This window comes from Thermodesulfovibrionales bacterium, assembly GCA_035686305.1.
Classification (GTDB): Bacteria; Nitrospirota; Thermodesulfovibrionia; order Thermodesulfovibrionales; family UBA9159; genus DASRZP01.
The window spans coordinates 1-15,372 of sequence record DASRZP010000097.1; the positions used below are offsets into that span (position 1 = coordinate 1).

The window sequence follows — 15,372 nt, forward strand, 5'->3', positions numbered from 1 at the left end:
TCGCTTCCAATTGTTTTCTTTCCTCTCGGGTCAACACAATAGGCTCTTTTGGTCTACCAGTCTTCATCGGGCACCTTCCTTATCGTATAGGATACCCGAAAAGATAGCAATACTTATGCCAACTACTTACGACACACTACATTAGGTACTTATGACAAGTTGTCAAGAATTGAGAACGGTGACAAAATATTTCCAGCGTTATTTGACTTACAAATCAATATCGTTTCGCTCTTGGTGGAAGTGGGCGTCATCGGAGATCTTGAGCACAAATTTGAGGCTATTAAAGGCACTGTGCGCTCACTTTATGAATCCCATGAGGTATTTAGCAACAGAATGGATGCATTCAGACATCAGTTTTCAGTGATTCTCAGGTATCGTGCGATATGGGACAAGTTCATGGGCCTCATTATTATGCGCTTTCTTCCGGATAAATATGATGCCTATATGAAGGCTAAGAGCAAGAAGAAGGATTTCATAACAATTACAAGTAAGGTACATATAGACACCCTTTTTAAGCCACTCATTGACGCAATGATGGAATTTGACGACGAATTTAGAACCACTGAAGCTCATTTCACTGGCAGAATAAGAAAGTGGACCTTCACATCGTTGGGAATACATGCGTCTCCTTCTCTAAGGTTGATTCATCCCTATATCGGAATCCATTTACGCAATATGTTATCTCTTTTAAAAGCAGCGTTCAATTAGCAGACTGCTAGATTATCTTGAGACAGGTTCCAGACATGCTTGTCCATGGAGCTGGCCGGGAAAAACCTGCCAGAAGATATTACCGGGCCACCATACTTATTTCTGGGACTTAAAGGGGACGGTTCTCTTTATTTGACAAAGGCAGTGACTATTATGTACTCACGCGAGGGAACAACCGTCAGGCTGTGCTTGACGGATAATATTCCTGAGAAGATAAGGCAAATGAGGCTGCGAAGGGGATGAAGGAAATATAAAGAAACCCGTCGCGGATCTTGGCGCAAGTAGAAAAGGAGATATTTTCCATTTGTTTGTTTATAATTGAACATGCCGACAATCAAGGAAATATCGGGGCCATATCGTTTTTTCTTTTATAGTTTTGATTGTAATGAGCAAATGCATGTGCATGTCCAGCGGGAGAACATGCTTTGCAAATTTTGGTTGTCACCCATTGCCTTGGCGAAAAATAAGGGATTCGCGCCGAAAGAACTTAATATCGTAAGGGAAATAATCATTAACAACAAAGATAGAATAAAGGAGGCATGGCATGAGCACTGCGGTCAAACTGCAAGAAGTAAGAATTAAAGATATAAAAGTGACTGCGGCTACGATTACAGCTCAGCTGGTTGATGGGCGTGTAATCAGTGTGCCGCTTGCATGGTCATGGCGTTTATCCGAAGCCACGCCTAAACAGCGCTCAAACTATAGAATTATAGGCGATGGTGACGGAGTGCATTGGCCGGACATTGATGAAGATATCAGTGCGGAAGGCATGATTTATGGCATGCCTGCTCCTCGTCCTCAGAAACGCAGATCAAAATCAAAGTGATACGAAAAGGCCAATCGGGTAAGGGCCGGTAATAGCCGTCCCTCCTTACACCGCCCAACATGCGGGTTCACAATGGGCGTGGGGCAAAACGCAAGTTGACATTTCCCGGCTCATTTTATTATTCTATTCAGTCTAATACCTACGAAGGATGGTGCAGTAATGAAAACCCCGTTTGCAAAGAAGGCCGAAGTGGAGAAGAAATGGTACCTTGTCGATGCCAAGGACGCGGTACTCGGCAGGATGGCCACAAAGATAGCGAATTACCTCCGCGGCAAAAACAAGCCGATATTCACCCCAAACGTCGATACCGGTGATTTCGTCATCGTCGTGAATGCCGAAAAGGTCAGACTCACCGGGAACAAGCTCGAGGACAAGGTCTATTATCACCACACGGGATATATCGGTGGAATCAAGGCAGAGACCGCAAGAGAGCGTATAACGAGCGACCCTGAAAAGATGATTATCGATGCAGTATGGGGTATGCTTCCCAAGAACAGGCTCGGCAGGGCGATGATCAAGAAACTCAAGGTTTATCGGGGAAGTGAACATCCCCACGCAGCACAGAAACCAGAGGTTATCCAATAAACAACGGACGTGATCTCCATGTCCGGCAAGAAGGAGTTATACCATGGCTGAAATAAGATATACGGCAACAGGAAGAAGGAAGACCTCAATTGCACAAGTGACGCTTGTTTCCGGCAACGGACAGATCATCGTTAACGAAAAGCCCGTTGATTCCTATTTCCCGAGGGAAACCCTGAGGATGATGATCCGCCAGCCCCTGGAACTGACGGGCATGATCGCAAAGCTCAACGTCTCCTCAAAGGTCATTGGAGGGGGGCTCACGGGCCAGGCAGGCGCATTGAGGCATGGGATCTCAAGGGCCCTGACCCTCATGGACAGTGACTTAAGGCCAAAACTCAAGAAGGAAGGTTTCATATCGAGAGACCCGAGGGAAAAAGAGAGAAAGAAGTACGGCCAGAAGGGCGCCAGGAAGAGATTCCAGTTCTCGAAGAGATAATTTTCATTCAGTCGACAGTCTCCGCCGATCGTCTGTTCCTAAGCTCGCTGTCGTAACTGAGGGCTGAGAATGACGAACGGAGGAAATTGACCATGATAAAGGCAGCAATATGCGGCGGCAGCGGATATGCAGGCGCAGAACTCCTCAGGATTCTGGCCTCACATCCAGAGGTCAGGATTACCGTAGTCACTTCTGAGAAGTCCTCAGGGAAAAGAGTCACTGATCTCTTTCCTCACCTCGCTCTTTACGAAGATCTCCTCTTCGAACCCCTGGAAACGGAAAAGATCGCGTCGAGGGCCGATCTCTTTTTCATGGCCCTTCCCCATGCGACAGCTCAGGCCCCCGTAGATTACCTCGTGAAAAAGGGGAAGAAGGTTGTCGACCTGTCAGCCGATTTCCGGCTCAGGGACGCAGAGGTCTATGAGGAGTGGTATAAGACGTCCCATAAGTTTCCAGATACCTTGAAGAAAGCTGTCTATGGCCTCCCCGAGATCTACCGGAAGAAGATTGCAAAGGCCAGCATCATAGCAAACCCCGGTTGCTATCCCACAGGCGCTATCCTTGGTCTCTACCCCGCTTTAAGGAAAGGCCTCGTCGACCCCGATTCGATCATCGTCGATTCGAAATCAGGCACATCGGGGGCCGGAAGGCAGTCTGACGTCGCTTATTCCTTCTGTGAGGTGAATGAGGGATTCAGGGCATACGGCATCGCGAAACACCGGCACACCCCTGAAATAGAGCAGGAGTTCAGCCTTGCAGCCGGCGAGGAGATCAAGGTCACCTTTACTCCCCATCTCGTTCCCCTCGACAGAGGGATACTGACAACCCTCTATGCAAAGCTCACAACGGCCATCGACACGAAAGGAGCGATCGAGGTCTACCGGAAGTCCTATGCTGGGGAACCCTTTATAAGGGTCCTCGGAGAAGGAAAGCTCCCGAACGTCAAGAACGTCAGGGGAACGAACCTCTGCGAGATCGGGGTTGTCGTGAATGGCAGGAGAGGTGCACTCATAGTCGTCACCGCAATCGACAACCTTGTCAAGGGTGCATCAGGTCAGGCCGTCCATAATATGAACATCATGATGGGCTTCGAGGAAGAGACGGCTCTCTCCGCGATAGCGCTCTTCCCTTAGTCCCTATTATTCTTCTATTGTCTCGCCGGGGACCGACATCCGCTTCTCGGCAAGAGAGTAACCCTCTGTGTCTATTTCAAGCGCGTTGTCCTAAGATCACTCTGTCCAGATCATGTGCTTGCGGTCCGCATAAAGCGAACCGGCCAATAATCCCGACTCTTGCCTGCGAATCGAAAGCCGGTCCCCAGGGTTTACGAATTATCTGGGATAAGGGTTAGACTGATTCTACCGACGCTATCTCGGGGATCCTCTGTTTCAGGGTGGCCTCTATGCCGCGCTTCAGGGTAAGAATCGACATGGGGCATGTGCCGCAGGCACCGACAAGCTTCACCTTCACAACATTCTCCGGAGTCACATCAACGAGTTCGACGTTCCCGCCGTCCCGCTGCAATGCCGGCCTTATCTGGTTCAGCGCATCTTCGATCTTCGATCTTTCCAACATTTCTTGCTACCTCCTGCATATTCTCTCTGAATTGCCTTTCCTTAAGAATACCCGAATTCTTGGGGAATGTCCATGAGGAAGATCATACGGGCACACCCGGCATGAGTGAGTGGCTTTTCACCTTGAGAATTCTCTTCGGAACGATAAAGATCGCATTCGCTTATATTGCTGTACCAATCCTGCGAACGCCTCGTCATCACCGGACTACGAGGCTCTGACGAGGCGTTCATCGGTTGGCACTTCTTCAGGCCCAGTCATATTGGCCCTGTTTTACACCCAATGTTACTGTCTTTCGAGATGTCGGGCATAATTGGCCAGGATATGACCGGTTTTTGCATCTAACCTGCTCTGAAACTGCGCGGTGAGCTGCTCCTGGAGCTTCTGCAAATGCTCGGGCGTAAGCGCTGCCAATAATGCACTGTCTAGCTGGGCACGCGCAGCCTTCAACTGAGCCATAGCAGAGACCAGTGCCGTGTTGTCTGTCGACGTTGTCGCCTTAGATTCTTCCTTTGCAGCTCGGAGCTGCCGCCATGCGGTCTTTACAGCAGGCCCGTACGTGGCCAACGCAGATTTGAGAGCCGCCTGCTCCTGAGCAGAGAGGTCAAGACTGGACACCAGGTTTACAGCCGAACCCGATCTGTGGCCAAACCCGGCAGCCTCTGAGCTACAGATTCTACCGGCGACTATCATGGCCAGCACAAGGGACAAGACCGTAACAATTTTCATCCAAGTTTTCATATCATCACCTCCTTTCTTAAAGGTATAGACACCGAGACCAGGTGAAAGGTTACAAGAAAGTGGTACAGCCTGATGAAAAGCCCTGAGCCCCGGAAAATGATCTGACGCAACATTGTCATCCCTGGACGAAAAAACTTCAGTGTGCGATCTCTAGTGCAACCACTACTGAAATAATGCCGAGCACAGACAATCCGACAAGGAAAATTCTTTCTGCGGTCTTTTCCAGCAGTGCGCCTTTTTCCTCAGACCGAATGGAAATATAGGATAAGATACTGGCAATGAGGAAAAACACTATCGATATGGCGCATACCTCATCGATAATCGTCTCATGCGCAAGTTTCGCCAACCTTATGAAATTTAGTATCACAAAGCACAATCCCAATAAGTTTGAAGATGTTGGTAAAATATGGTTCGACATATTGTATCCGTTCTTAGGCATTTGTGAATCCTCCTTATCCTTGGTAATAGCATCTCACAGAATAAATGCTCCCAGACCATTTCATTGCTGCCGACGAACATCGACGAGATTGCTTTGGCTGAGATACCCGAGTTCATGTCTTCTTCTCTTGCATAAGTGAGACGACCAGTTGACAAAAAAGGTTACAGTCAGGTAGAAGTGTATTGGACAGAATTATTCGGAGCTCCATCTTATGCTGCCTTGGCGAGGGGGGGGTAGAGTGCCGTTTCCGTTGGAGCTAAAAACCGCTACGGTTCCTGTCGGCTCTTCACAAGATTTGAGTAGACACAGGCATAATGGCACCGAAAGAAATCATGGCGGAGAAACGTAATACGTAGGTTGGCGTGTGAAAGAGTACGAGTTCGGAGGCCCTAATATGCCCAGTATGGGCCGCTCCCCAAGCTCGATGCTCTCCCCTCGAGTCCTACGACAACGCTCCGCCCGAGAAAGAACGGGAGCCCCCAATCGAACCCGTCTGCCATGGTGCCGCCAAGTTCTGCAAACACATTGTTCGAAAAGTTGCTGAGAAGGTTGTCGTAGTTCCCTATCTGGAAAGAAATCGCTCCGCCCGATGAAACGAAGCCGGCTTCATTCGTCGCGGATAGTGTCACCGTTGATGACGGGCAGAACCAGGTCGAGTCAGGCACGGGACACCTTGGGAGGTCATTTGCAGACTGGCCAGTAAAGAACAGCCCATTTGATCCCGTGTCGAGATAACCGCTATAGGGAAGACCGTTGAAAACCGTGGTAATATCTCCGTAGTCGTCAGCCGGAAATGCTGTCGCCGAAAAGGGGGCGTTGTTGGACTGCGTGCCGACACCGAGGAGGAGCTGACCATTGATAGATGGCACTCCTCCCAGTGGTACATGCGGCACCTGCACAATAATGCCGTTGTTATCCTGAGGCAAAAGAAAAACGGGGTTCTGGACCTGAGAAGAGAGTGCGACGGCCGTCGGAGTGCATCCTGACGCGCTGCATGCGTAATACATGCCGTTATGCGCAGACGTTTCACATGCCGGACCGCAGTCCTGGGCAAAGGGACCAACACCGAGCAGTCCATTGAATCCTGCGTCCGTAGGACTGAGATCCGCGTTTCGGCATCCGCTCGGACGTGTACCGAAGGCGGAGTCGATTACCTGAATCGGGACTTCCACGGAAGGCTCGTTTCCCAGAATAACACTTCCTATCTGCACAGGTCCCCAGTCGGATGATCCGTCTCCGAACTGTATGCACTCGGCAAGCGAGCCTGAACCTGTGATTGACTGAGTAAGAGGGACCTTCAAAACCCCCTTGAAGATTCTCAGGCCGTAACTTCCGGTGTCCAGCAGGATGTCGTTGATCGTCTGACAATTCGTGGTGCCCGGCGAGCAGACGGTAACGCTGACACATGGTTTGTTAGGATAAGAATCAGCAGAGCAGAGAGAACCGTTTACCGTTATCGGTATGACGTTGGGCAGGGAGGCTGTCTTTGAGACCTGACTGCCCACGATGCCCTCCGTCGCCCAAAGGTAATAGCTATCAAGCCTGTCATGAGGTGTAACAAGGAGGCCAAAAACATATGTGCCAATGGGCAAAGCCGAAACAGGAATGGCCCCGAATAATGTCTCATTGATATTGTCGACCGCGGCTATCTTCCATGGTGTCACTCCGGAAGAAGCAGACTGTAAAGCACCGCTCGCAGTCAGAATATAGACATTGTTCGGATCGAGTGCAGGTGCAAAGATCCCGAAATAGATGTCCACAGGCCCTGAGAATTGTCCGAGGGAGATCTGGAGACTCAGGGTATTGCCCGCACCGACACCAATGGGCAAGATCTTTGAAGGGTCTGTGACGGTGACAGGAGAAGGAGAACCTACAAAGCTGTATGGCGGAAAGACCTGCGGCCCGGACGGCAGGGCTATTGACTGAGCGGCATTTCCCCTTCGCGCAGCAAGGGCTCCGCCGAGGAAAACGAAAACGATCAGGCCGACTAACAGTACCTTACTTGATTTCATCCACCCTCAATCCTGGAGGAACAAGGTTGGGTAAGTATGCCCGACCACGGAGGTTCCGCATATGCCCCCATTGTTCGACAACGATTCCGTCCGTCTTCACCGTCTTCTTTCTACGGCCGTGTTCGCGGGGAGACAGAGACAAGGCTTCCTCGTACTGGCCGGCGTAAGAACCGAGAAGCTGGGAAAGATCAGGGTGAGTGAGGCCATTCCAGGCAATGGCGAAGATGATTCCCGACGGTAAGACATACTCTCTTATACGGCTTGAACCTGTATCTATCTCGTGAACGGTGTAACCGGTCGAAGGTGTTACGGTGCGGGCAACTCCTGCCAGTGCCTTCCGGTCCATCTCAATTGAGTCTACTGATTCGCCGAGGGCTGCCGAAGACTCCCGAGCGGCCAGAAAAACGGAGGCAGAGATGAAGAAACAAAGAACGAGCGAAACAAATCTTCCCATCAGGCTACCATTCCACGCAAGGTCCCTTAGCAATCCCGTAACAAATAGTTGATCAGAAAACCTTGCCAATATCACACCAATACGATCCTATTATCTGATATTTCGACAACAAAATTCAAGGAACCTTTTTCCAGGAACGTCCTATGGACTGCTTGCTTTCTCTCCCAAGTCTGTATCAGTCGCTAAAATCCACGCAGGCCACCACCGCGCGATCCCCTGCTTTTCCCTTGCCTCTGATCGCTGGAGGCCTTATCGTGTTGTTCTTCCATGAACTTCTCGTACTCTTTCATCTGCTCTTCAGTAAGAATCTTACTTAGCTTGATATCAGTGGTCCATCGGAGCTTCTGCAGTTCCATCTTTATAGCCTGTCTGTCCTGCGTGTCGCTTTTGAGTATCTCTCCGCGCTTTGCCAGGTTGTCTTCAATGATCGGTCGTATTCTTGCTTCCTGTTCTGCACTCAGGTTAAGGCGCCCCTTCAATTGAGCAATAACCTCATCAGGCGAAGCATTTCTGCTTAATCCATCTCCGGCCTGCACTGAAAAAGGCTGGCTCATGAAGACCGCAGTAAGAAACAGGACGTACACTCCCAAGGTGAGGGATTTTAGGAGGGCCCTATTGCTTATGAGAAGCGAACCGCATCTCAATGCGGCCATTAAGGTTTCGGCGGATGGGTCACCATTCATAAATCCTCCTCCTATGCTATAGCCTCTCGAGTCACCGTTGCTACCTGAAACACGAAAACGATAGCACATCGAAATACTCACATCACAGAACTCCTCAAACCGTCTCTTCCTTGCTCATGCTTGTTTATTTTCATAAACCAACAGACGCTTCAAAGCGTTGGATGGTTACACATTTTTTTCCATGGCATGTGAGGTGAGGAAATTATTCTCTTCGGTGAAGATATTCCTCTTCTTCTCATGCATTCTCCTCGGTACGAAAACCAGCCGCGCTGCAGACAGTTGAACAATATTAAGGACTTGCTATAATGATCAATATACCCTGGAAGAGAGAGGATCGTCGTGTCGAGAAAGACGCTGCCCATGTTCATTGTCTCGTTGATGCTCGTGCTTGTCAGTGAGGCCCCATCCGCCGAGCTCGCAGTGCAGAGCGGTGAGGCGCTTTTTCAGAAGAACTGTGCGATCTGCCACCCCAAGGGAGGCAATATCTTCAACAAGGAGAAGACCCTGTGGAAGAAGGACCGCGAAGCAAACGGGATAATGACTGCTCAGGACATTATCAAGAAGATGAGAAACCCGGGGGCCTTTGACGTCCACCCCAACAAGTTCACGGGCATGACGGTCTTTGACGCGAGGACCCTCTCCGAATCCGACGCCGCAAAGATCGCCGACTATATCCTGAAGACCTTTGACTAGGCCACAGTCCACTTTCGTCAAGGGCGGAGTTTGACTGGGCTCTTGAGGGGAATCTCAGGGCAATCACCGAGCTAATCTTTATAAAGCGTCAACAATAAGCAGGTTTCGGAACAGACTAATTCAACGGCTCTGACGGTCGATTTCTCTGTAAACAAAGTCGGAAATCTCCCCGATGGTAGTGTCAAGATATTCCGGAACCGGACCTGAGGTCATGACGCACAAAAGATAGGGATGGCTCGGATAATAAACGATTCCGCAATCATGCAACTGTTTTATCCCGTTTATCTTCCGCAAACCGAACTTGTGCGCGACTTTAATACTGGAAGGCACTCCAGAAACCAACCCTTTTGTGTAGTCGGTTTTCGTCAGATATTCCAAAGCTTTTTCTGAATCATTCTTAGTCAGGTATGAGGCATTGAAAAGAATTCGGAAAAATGATGCATAGGACTCGGTCGACAGCACGTATTTGTTTTGGTCGTTAAGATCATAGGGATCGGCTATGCCCAAGTCGTCATAGACCTGTCTGAGATAACGAGAGTCCACTGCGTCTTCAAGGAGCAATGAAGACACATTATCCGAATATTCGATCATTCTCCTCAGCAGTTCCTCAATAGTATAGGATCTTCCAAACACTAATGGCTCAGCCACATCAGTATTTTGAGCTGACTTCAGTTCTGGTTTGTCATAGACGATCTTTCTTTGCAGGATTTTGGGGTCATTCTCTGACATCTTCAGGACAGACATCATCTCTGGCACCTTGAGCAAGCTTGCCGGATAAAAGTGTTCAGTTCTCCCTATGGTGAACGCGAGCCCGTCATTGAGCTCACGGAAATATAGTGAGACTTCATCGCCCCATTCTTTATGCAACTTACCTTGTATCAAATTTTGGACCCTGTCTTTAATCGGCTTAAGCTCGTTCTCTTCAATCTCATTTTGAGCTTGCTCGCATTCCAGCAGGGGATTGATGTACTTCCAGCTTCCTTCTCTGATTTCGTGTGCCGTATGCATCGGTCTTGCAGGAATGAGGCCTCTCAACATAAACCCGACGGAGAATGCGAGAAGCATGGTCACCGATGGTTTCAGATAGTTACGAAGTATATTCTTAGATGCAAGATTAGGGCTCATGTCATTCTTAACGACTGCAACTCAACATCAGGACAGGAGCTTTGCAGCGTCTTTTGCGAAATAGGTGAGGATGAGGTCAGCGCCGGCGCGCTTTATAGAGGTGAGGATCTCGATCATGAGCCTCTCCTCGTCGACCCAGCCCAGCTGGGCTGCGGCCTTGACGAGAGAGTATTCTCCGCTCACGTTATAGGCGGCAACGGGGACATCAAAGGAATCTCTCACATCGGATATGATGTCGAGGTAGGAAAGGGCCGGTTTCACCATCACGATATCAGCGCCTTCTTCGATGTCGAGGGCGACTTCCTTCAGTGCCTCCCTCCTGTTCGCCGGGTCCATCTGGTACGAGCGCCGGTCTCCAAACTGAGGCGTAGATTCTGCAGCCTCCCTGAAGGGGCCGTAAAAGGCCGAGGCATACTTGGCCGCATAAGACATGATGGGGAGTTGAGCGTATCCCTCCTCGTCAAGGGCGAGTCTGATAGCCTCAACCCTGCCGTCCATCATATCGGAGGGGGCGACCATATCGGCGCCAGCCTTCGCGTGAGAGATCGCCTCCTTTGCAAGGAGTTCCAAGGTCGGATCATTCACAACATCGCCTTTTTCGATGATACCGCAGTGACCGTGGCTGGTATATTCGCACATGCAGACATCGGTTATGACATAGAGATCGGGCACTGCATCCTTTATTGTGCGGATGGCGTTCTGAACAACTCCCTGGTCGTCATAAGCGCCTGAACCTGTCTCGTCTTTGTGCTCAGGAATGCCGAAGAGGATCACCGAAGGGATGCCGAGGGAACGGATTTCCTTTGCATGCTTTCCGACATGATCGAGGGACTCCTGAAAGCATCCCGGCATGGAGGGTATCCCTTTTTTCACTCCCCTGCCGTGCGTGACGAAGAGGGGACAGATAAAATCATCGGGCGACAGTGAGGTCTCCCTCACCATCCGCCTGATGACCTTATTCGACCTTAGTCTGCGGGGCCTGTGGATCGGAAACATGAGCGTGATGCAGGACTATCCGCAGCTGGCGCAACCGGAGCCGCAAGACGACGACGGCTGCCCGGTAATGACAAACCCCTGCCTCTCACCATCATCGACAAAATCGATCTCCATGCCCTTCAGGTTCCGGGACGCATTTTGGTCAACAAAGACCCTGAGCCCGTTCTTCTCCACAATATCGTCGCCTTCGGCAGGCCTCTCGTCTATATCCATTCCATAGGACGGACCACAACAACCACCCTCTGCCATATAGATCCTGAGCCCCCATGAATCTTTCCCTTCAGCAACGAGAATCTCCTTTGCTTTTTCTGCAGCCGCATCTGATATCTTAACCACAAAAACCTCCTTTTATTTCCCCCTGAACCATCGCTTCCGACGGAGGATCTTATCTTTTAGCTTAAAATTAACTACCACGAAAAAGCAACCCGTCAGGAAGGAACGCTCTCCTATGGCGGCACTTTGAAACTGGTCGGCATTCCCGAGGGGATTCAGGAGATCTTCAGTTTCTCGAAGCTGGACAGGGTCTTTGAGATATACGGGACCCTTGATGATGCCTTCGGCCCCAGAGAGCTTCTCGGATACCGGTCCCCGAAGCTCATGAATTATGTCCAGCCGGCCTTCCAAAAACAAAAGAGGCACCGATCACTCAGTGCCTCTTCCTGTCTCAGAAAGAGAGGGACTACTTCTTTTCAGCAGGCTTCTTCTCTTCCATCTTTGCCGGAGCCATTTCCTTCTTCTCCGTCTTCTTCTCGGCCTTCTTCGTAACGTGTGTCGCTACGTTCTTGCCGTCCATCTCTTTGTACTTCACGGTGACCTTGTCGCCCACCTTGATGTCAGCAAGCTTTGCTGCTGCCTTGTCCTCGACGGAGAGGGCAACCTCAGCCTTTTTTCCTTTGACGGTAAGGGTCTTTGCTGCTGCGTCGACTGCGAGAACTTCACCGGTTACCTGCTTTACCTTCGCAGGCGCCTTCTTCTCAGCCTTTGCAGGAGCCATTTCCTTCTTCTCCATCGGAGCTGCGGGAGCAGGAGCTGCCTGCTCAGCTGCGAATGCAAGACCCACAACGGAGAGGACAAAGAGAACTGATACGATAATAGCTATGACCTTCTTCATGAAATCACCTCCTTTCTATAGTTGATAATTTCTCCTACCGGGATACTATACAAGATATGTGCCAGAAATCCAAATACGTCGGTTTTGTTGCAGAAAGGCCTGAATAAGGGGCTCCGCATGACGGGCTGAAAAACGAGGCCGAGGGGCGCATGTACCATTTAGGAAGACTCTTCCCTTTTTAGGGAAGATCCCTCAAGGTTGAACTTCTCCCACCGGTACCAGAAGGTCTTGTAACTCATGCCGAGGAGGCGTGCGGCCTTCGCGGCCACGTTATTGGCCTTGTTCATAGCCTTTTTCAGGAGGTCTTTTTCGAGCTCCTCAAAATTGATGCCCTCCTCAGGGATCTCGATATCGAAGGCATCATGCTGATGAGAGGACCTCAGCTCGCTCTTTATGTCCTTCAGCCTTATCGAATCCGACTCGCACATGAGAACTGCCCTTTCGATTACCGATTCAAGCTGGCGTATGTTGCCGGGCCAGTGATATTCGATGAGAGACTTCATGGCGCTCTCTTCTATTCCCTTTATCCTCTTGCCGAATTCGTTGTTGTACCGCTCAAGGAAGTAGGCAACGAGATCGGGAATATCCTCATCTCTCTCCCGCAGAGGCGGAAGATCGATGGCGACCACCCTCAGGCGGTAGTAAAGGTCTTCCCTGAACCTGCTGTTCTTCATCTCCTTCTCGAGGTCCTTGTTTGTTGCAGCGATGATCCTCACATCAACCTTTATGGAATCCCTTCCCCCGATCCTTCTTACCTCCCTTTCCTGAAGGACCCTCAGGATCTTTGACTGGGTCATCGGCGGAAGGTCTCCGACTTCATCGAGGAACATCGTCCCACCGTTTGAAGCTTCGAAGAGCCCGGTCTTCCTGGTCGTGGCCCCGGTAAAGGCTCCCGGTTCATAGCCGAACAACTCGCTCTCAAGGAGACTCTCAGGGATGGCCGCACAGTTGATCGCCGTAAAGGGCTTTGTGCTCCTGGGGCTGTTGTAATGGATCGCGCGCGCAACGAGTTCTTTGCCTGTCCCACTCTCACCGAGGATAAGGACTGTCACAGGACTGTGGGAGACCTTCCTGATGATATGGATGACATCATCCATCACCTTCGAATGCCCCACGATCCCCTCGATACTGAACCTTTCGGTGAGAGCACGCTGGAGTTCCTGGTTCTTCCTCAGGAGATCGCTCTTCTCCAGGGCATGCTTTACATTGAGCAACACCCTGTCTTTCGCAAGGGGCTTTTCGAGATACCCGTAGGCCCCTCTCTGCATTGCTTCCACGACCGAGGGTATTGTGCCGTAGGCGGTCATGATGAGCACTTCAGGGGACAGTTTCTGGGATTTTATCCTTTCAAGAAGCTCGACTCCGTCCATCCCCTCCATCTTAAGATCTGTCAGAACAACGTCGGGATTGTACGTCTTGACAAGTTTCAGCGCCTCTTCCCCCGATGACGCAGCATGGGTCTCGTATCCTTCCTCTGAAAGAATGGTCTTGAGAATGTCCCTCTGCAATGGTTCGTCATCTACAACAAGGACAACAGCCATAGTATTCTCACCCCTCGGGTACCAACGTCTACGACAACGGCAGGGTTATCATCACCGTGCTTCCTTTACCCTCGCCGCTCTGAAAATCTATCTTTCCTTGATGCTCTTCGATGATCCGCTTCGTTGTAGCGAGTCCCAGACCAAGGCCATCACTCTTGGTCGTATAAAAGGGCTCAAAGATCCTCGAAAGGTTCTCCCTGGGAACTCCCTTGCCCGTGTCGCTGACAGAGAGAAAAAACTTCCCATTGTCCCTGCCTGTCCTGATCCTGAGCGTACCGCCTTCGGGCATCGCCTGAAAGGCGTTCAGCACCACATTCATGATACAGGTCTTGATGAGTTCGGGGTCTATGGTAACGTCAGGGCTAAAGGCACAGTCTTCGTCTATGACAACCCGTTCGGAATCGGCCTTGGCCTTGATGATCCCGACGATATCGTGGAGCAAGGGGTTGATGGGCATACGCCGCAGATTGAGCTTTAAGGGCCTGCCGTAGTCGAGAAAATCGGTAACGAGCTTATTCAGTCGGTGGATCTCGTGTTTTATGCCTGATACGAGGGTCACAAAATCCTTTGCCACGTCGTCCTGCTCGGGACGGTACTTGGTCCCTATATGGTCAATGCTGAGGCTAATGAAGTTCAGAGGGTTCCGTATCTCATGCGCTATACTCCTCGACAACTGGCCCACGGCAGAAAGATGCTCTGCTTCACGAAGCCGTTCCTCAAGACGCTTGTTCTCACGGAGTCGCTGGACCATGAAGTTGAAGCTCTCGGTAAGCTCCCCGATCTCATCCTTTCGGTCTACGGGAAGGTTGAGGTCAAGATCGCCGGCAGCAACCTTTCGTGCGGCATCAACGACTTCATGAATCGGTTCTGTGTACCGCAGCGAGAGGAAGATAGCGATGCCCGTACCGATCGCAAAAACCAGGAGGGCCGCAAATATCCTCTTCACAAAGTTCTGTTTGAGCACCTGTGAGACATCATCGGCATTGATCTTCAGGTGGATATATCCATAATGGGCGCCTCCGGCAATAACGGGCACGATAACATTGTATGCCCTTCCTTCCTTCGATACCGGCTCGCCAACCTCGGCCTTGATAATGAGCTCCTTTTTTTTCGGAGTCAAGGGAGCACCGATCTTCGTCGGATTTGTACTGGCGATAATCTCGTCGGTGTTGCTGATGATCGAGATCTCATTGATGCCTTTCGATGTGAGATTCTTCAGGTATTGGGCAAGCCTACTTTCGTCCGTTGCTCCGCTCCCCGTCACCTCTTCAACACCGACCTGGATGGCCTTTGAAAGCTCAGCCGTCTGGTTGCCGAGTTCGTTCATCAACGCCTTCTCCGACTGCCAGTAAAGGAAAAAGAGAAAAACGAGGAGTATGGAGCTCAGAAAGAGCATCATGAAGATGAGTTTCTTGTTCAGTGAGAGACTGAGGAAGATCGTCTTAAACAT

At 50.5% G+C, this 15,372-nt stretch carries 19 protein-coding genes; 6 read left to right on the plus strand and 13 right to left on the minus strand.

The genetic code is table 11. The features are described from left to right. Nucleotides 1–159: 159 nt before the first annotated feature. The 5 genes from VFG09_11095 (at nt 160) to argC (ending at nt 3,688) form a co-directional block, all read left to right on the plus strand. Nucleotides 160–708 carry a hypothetical protein gene (locus VFG09_11095; GenBank protein ID HET6515695.1) on the plus strand — a complete coding sequence of 183 codons (549 nt, stop codon included), beginning with the start codon at nt 160–162 and terminating at the stop codon, nt 706–708. Nucleotides 709–1,252: 544 nt separating this feature from the next. After that, entirely contained in the window at nt 1,253–1,534 is a 282-nt protein-coding gene (locus VFG09_11100; GenBank protein ID HET6515696.1) for a DUF2442 domain-containing protein, read from the plus strand. 159 nt (nt 1,535–1,693) lie between these two features. Next, nucleotides 1,694–2,119: a 50S ribosomal protein L13 gene (gene rplM / locus VFG09_11105; protein HET6515697.1), complete on the plus strand. Its 426-nt coding sequence runs from the start codon at nt 1,694–1,696 to the stop codon at nt 2,117–2,119. 43 nt (nt 2,120–2,162) lie between these two features. Next, complete coding sequence (gene rpsI, locus VFG09_11110) at nt 2,163–2,555, plus strand: 30S ribosomal protein S9 (protein ID HET6515698.1); 393 nt, start codon at nt 2,163–2,165, stop codon at nt 2,553–2,555. A 92-nt stretch (nt 2,556–2,647) separates the two neighbouring features. Beyond that, on the plus strand, nt 2,648–3,688 hold the full coding sequence (gene argC, locus VFG09_11115) for an N-acetyl-gamma-glutamyl-phosphate reductase (GenBank protein HET6515699.1): 1,041 nt from the start codon (nt 2,648–2,650) through the stop codon (nt 3,686–3,688). 214 nt (nt 3,689–3,902) lie between these two features. Here the strand turns inward: argC and VFG09_11120 are convergent, their stop codons facing one another. The 6 genes from VFG09_11120 to VFG09_11145 all read right to left on the minus strand — a co-directional run bounded on the left by VFG09_11120 (nt 3,903) and on the right by VFG09_11145 (nt 8,456). Continuing rightward, entirely contained in the window at nt 3,903–4,130 is a 228-nt protein-coding gene (locus tag VFG09_11120; protein HET6515700.1) for a NifU family protein, read from the minus strand. 282 nt (nt 4,131–4,412) lie between these two features. Continuing rightward, entirely contained in the window at nt 4,413–4,868 is a 456-nt protein-coding gene (locus VFG09_11125; GenBank protein ID HET6515701.1) for a hypothetical protein, read from the minus strand. A gap of 136 nt (nt 4,869–5,004) precedes the next feature. Beyond that, entirely contained in the window at nt 5,005–5,307 is a 303-nt protein-coding gene (locus tag VFG09_11130) for a hypothetical protein (GenBank protein HET6515702.1), read from the minus strand. A gap of 389 nt (nt 5,308–5,696) precedes the next feature. After that, nucleotides 5,697–7,319 (minus strand): DUF3443 domain-containing protein, encoded by a 1,623-nt coding sequence (locus VFG09_11135; GenBank protein HET6515703.1) that lies wholly within the window; start codon nt 7,317–7,319, stop codon nt 5,697–5,699. Further along, the gene (locus VFG09_11140; GenBank protein HET6515704.1) at nt 7,306–7,773 is read right to left on the minus strand and encodes a DUF2844 domain-containing protein; all 468 of its coding nucleotides are present in this window, start codon (nt 7,771–7,773) and stop codon (nt 7,306–7,308) included. The genes VFG09_11135 and VFG09_11140 overlap by 14 nt, the downstream gene beginning before the upstream one ends. Before the next feature lie 182 nt (nt 7,774–7,955). After that, nucleotides 7,956–8,456: a hypothetical protein gene (locus VFG09_11145; GenBank protein ID HET6515705.1), complete on the minus strand. Its 501-nt coding sequence runs from the start codon at nt 8,454–8,456 to the stop codon at nt 7,956–7,958. Between the two features lie 339 nt (nt 8,457–8,795). On the opposite strand from VFG09_11145, the gene VFG09_11150 reads away from it, so the two are divergent. Beyond that, complete coding sequence (locus VFG09_11150; protein ID HET6515706.1) at nt 8,796–9,149, plus strand: c-type cytochrome; 354 nt, start codon at nt 8,796–8,798, stop codon at nt 9,147–9,149. A gap of 120 nt (nt 9,150–9,269) precedes the next feature. On the opposite strand, the gene VFG09_11155 is transcribed toward VFG09_11150, so the two are convergent. The 7 genes from VFG09_11155 to VFG09_11185 all read right to left on the minus strand — a co-directional run bounded on the left by VFG09_11155 (nt 9,270) and on the right by VFG09_11185 (nt 15,372). Further along, the gene (locus tag VFG09_11155; GenBank protein HET6515707.1) at nt 9,270–10,274 is read right to left on the minus strand and encodes a serine hydrolase; all 1,005 of its coding nucleotides are present in this window, start codon (nt 10,272–10,274) and stop codon (nt 9,270–9,272) included. 27 nt (nt 10,275–10,301) lie between these two features. Beyond that, nucleotides 10,302–11,270, minus strand: a complete 969-nt coding sequence (gene hemB / locus VFG09_11160; protein HET6515708.1) for a porphobilinogen synthase — start codon at nt 11,268–11,270, stop codon at nt 10,302–10,304. Nucleotides 11,271–11,285: 15 nt separating this feature from the next. Then, nucleotides 11,286–11,606 (minus strand): iron-sulfur cluster assembly accessory protein, encoded by a 321-nt coding sequence (locus tag VFG09_11165; GenBank protein HET6515709.1) that lies wholly within the window; start codon nt 11,604–11,606, stop codon nt 11,286–11,288. A 12-nt stretch (nt 11,607–11,618) separates the two neighbouring features. Next, a complete protein-coding gene (locus VFG09_11170) occupies nt 11,619–11,909 on the minus strand; it encodes a hypothetical protein (protein HET6515710.1) in 291 nt (96 codons plus the stop codon). Nucleotides 11,910–11,949: 40 nt separating this feature from the next. After that, entirely contained in the window at nt 11,950–12,381 is a 432-nt protein-coding gene (locus tag VFG09_11175; protein ID HET6515711.1) for a hypothetical protein, read from the minus strand. A 158-nt stretch (nt 12,382–12,539) separates the two neighbouring features. Beyond that, nucleotides 12,540–13,922, minus strand: coding sequence for a sigma-54 dependent transcriptional regulator (locus VFG09_11180; GenBank protein HET6515712.1), 1,383 nt, complete (start codon nt 13,920–13,922; stop codon nt 12,540–12,542). A gap of 28 nt (nt 13,923–13,950) precedes the next feature. Further along, the gene (locus VFG09_11185; protein ID HET6515713.1) at nt 13,951–15,372 is read right to left on the minus strand and encodes an ATP-binding protein; all 1,422 of its coding nucleotides are present in this window, start codon (nt 15,370–15,372) and stop codon (nt 13,951–13,953) included.

What these genes read in the sequence shown, in the direction of transcription:
- VFG09_11155 (HET6515707.1), bottom strand. Translation starts at nt 10,274, where the DNA reads ATGAGCCCTAATCTTGCATCTAAGAATATACTTCGTAACTATCTGAAA.
- VFG09_11100 (HET6515696.1), top strand. Translation starts at nt 1,253, where the DNA reads ATGAGCACTGCGGTCAAACTGCAAGAAGTAAGAATTAAAGATATAAAA.
- VFG09_11185 (HET6515713.1), bottom strand. Translation starts at nt 15,372, where the DNA reads ATGTTTAAGACGATCTTCCTCAGTCTCTCACTGAACAAGAAACTCATC.
- VFG09_11140 (HET6515704.1), bottom strand. Translation starts at nt 7,773, where the DNA reads ATGGGAAGATTTGTTTCGCTCGTTCTTTGTTTCTTCATCTCTGCCTCC.
- hemB (HET6515708.1), bottom strand. Translation starts at nt 11,270, where the DNA reads ATGTTTCCGATCCACAGGCCCCGCAGACTAAGGTCGAATAAGGTCATC.
- rplM (HET6515697.1), top strand. Translation starts at nt 1,694, where the DNA reads ATGAAAACCCCGTTTGCAAAGAAGGCCGAAGTGGAGAAGAAATGGTAC.
- VFG09_11120 (HET6515700.1), bottom strand. Translation starts at nt 4,130, where the DNA reads ATGTTGGAAAGATCGAAGATCGAAGATGCGCTGAACCAGATAAGGCCG.
- VFG09_11130 (HET6515702.1), bottom strand. Translation starts at nt 5,307, where the DNA reads ATGCCTAAGAACGGATACAATATGTCGAACCATATTTTACCAACATCT.
- VFG09_11135 (HET6515703.1), bottom strand. Translation starts at nt 7,319, where the DNA reads ATGAAATCAAGTAAGGTACTGTTAGTCGGCCTGATCGTTTTCGTTTTC.
- VFG09_11180 (HET6515712.1), bottom strand. Translation starts at nt 13,922, where the DNA reads ATGGCTGTTGTCCTTGTTGTAGATGACGAACCATTGCAGAGGGACATT.
- VFG09_11175 (HET6515711.1), bottom strand. Translation starts at nt 12,381, where the DNA reads ATGAAGAAGGTCATAGCTATTATCGTATCAGTTCTCTTTGTCCTCTCC.
- argC (HET6515699.1), top strand. Translation starts at nt 2,648, where the DNA reads ATGATAAAGGCAGCAATATGCGGCGGCAGCGGATATGCAGGCGCAGAA.
- rpsI (HET6515698.1), top strand. Translation starts at nt 2,163, where the DNA reads ATGGCTGAAATAAGATATACGGCAACAGGAAGAAGGAAGACCTCAATT.
- VFG09_11145 (HET6515705.1), bottom strand. Translation starts at nt 8,456, where the DNA reads ATGAATGGTGACCCATCCGCCGAAACCTTAATGGCCGCATTGAGATGC.
- VFG09_11125 (HET6515701.1), bottom strand. Translation starts at nt 4,868, where the DNA reads ATGAAAACTTGGATGAAAATTGTTACGGTCTTGTCCCTTGTGCTGGCC.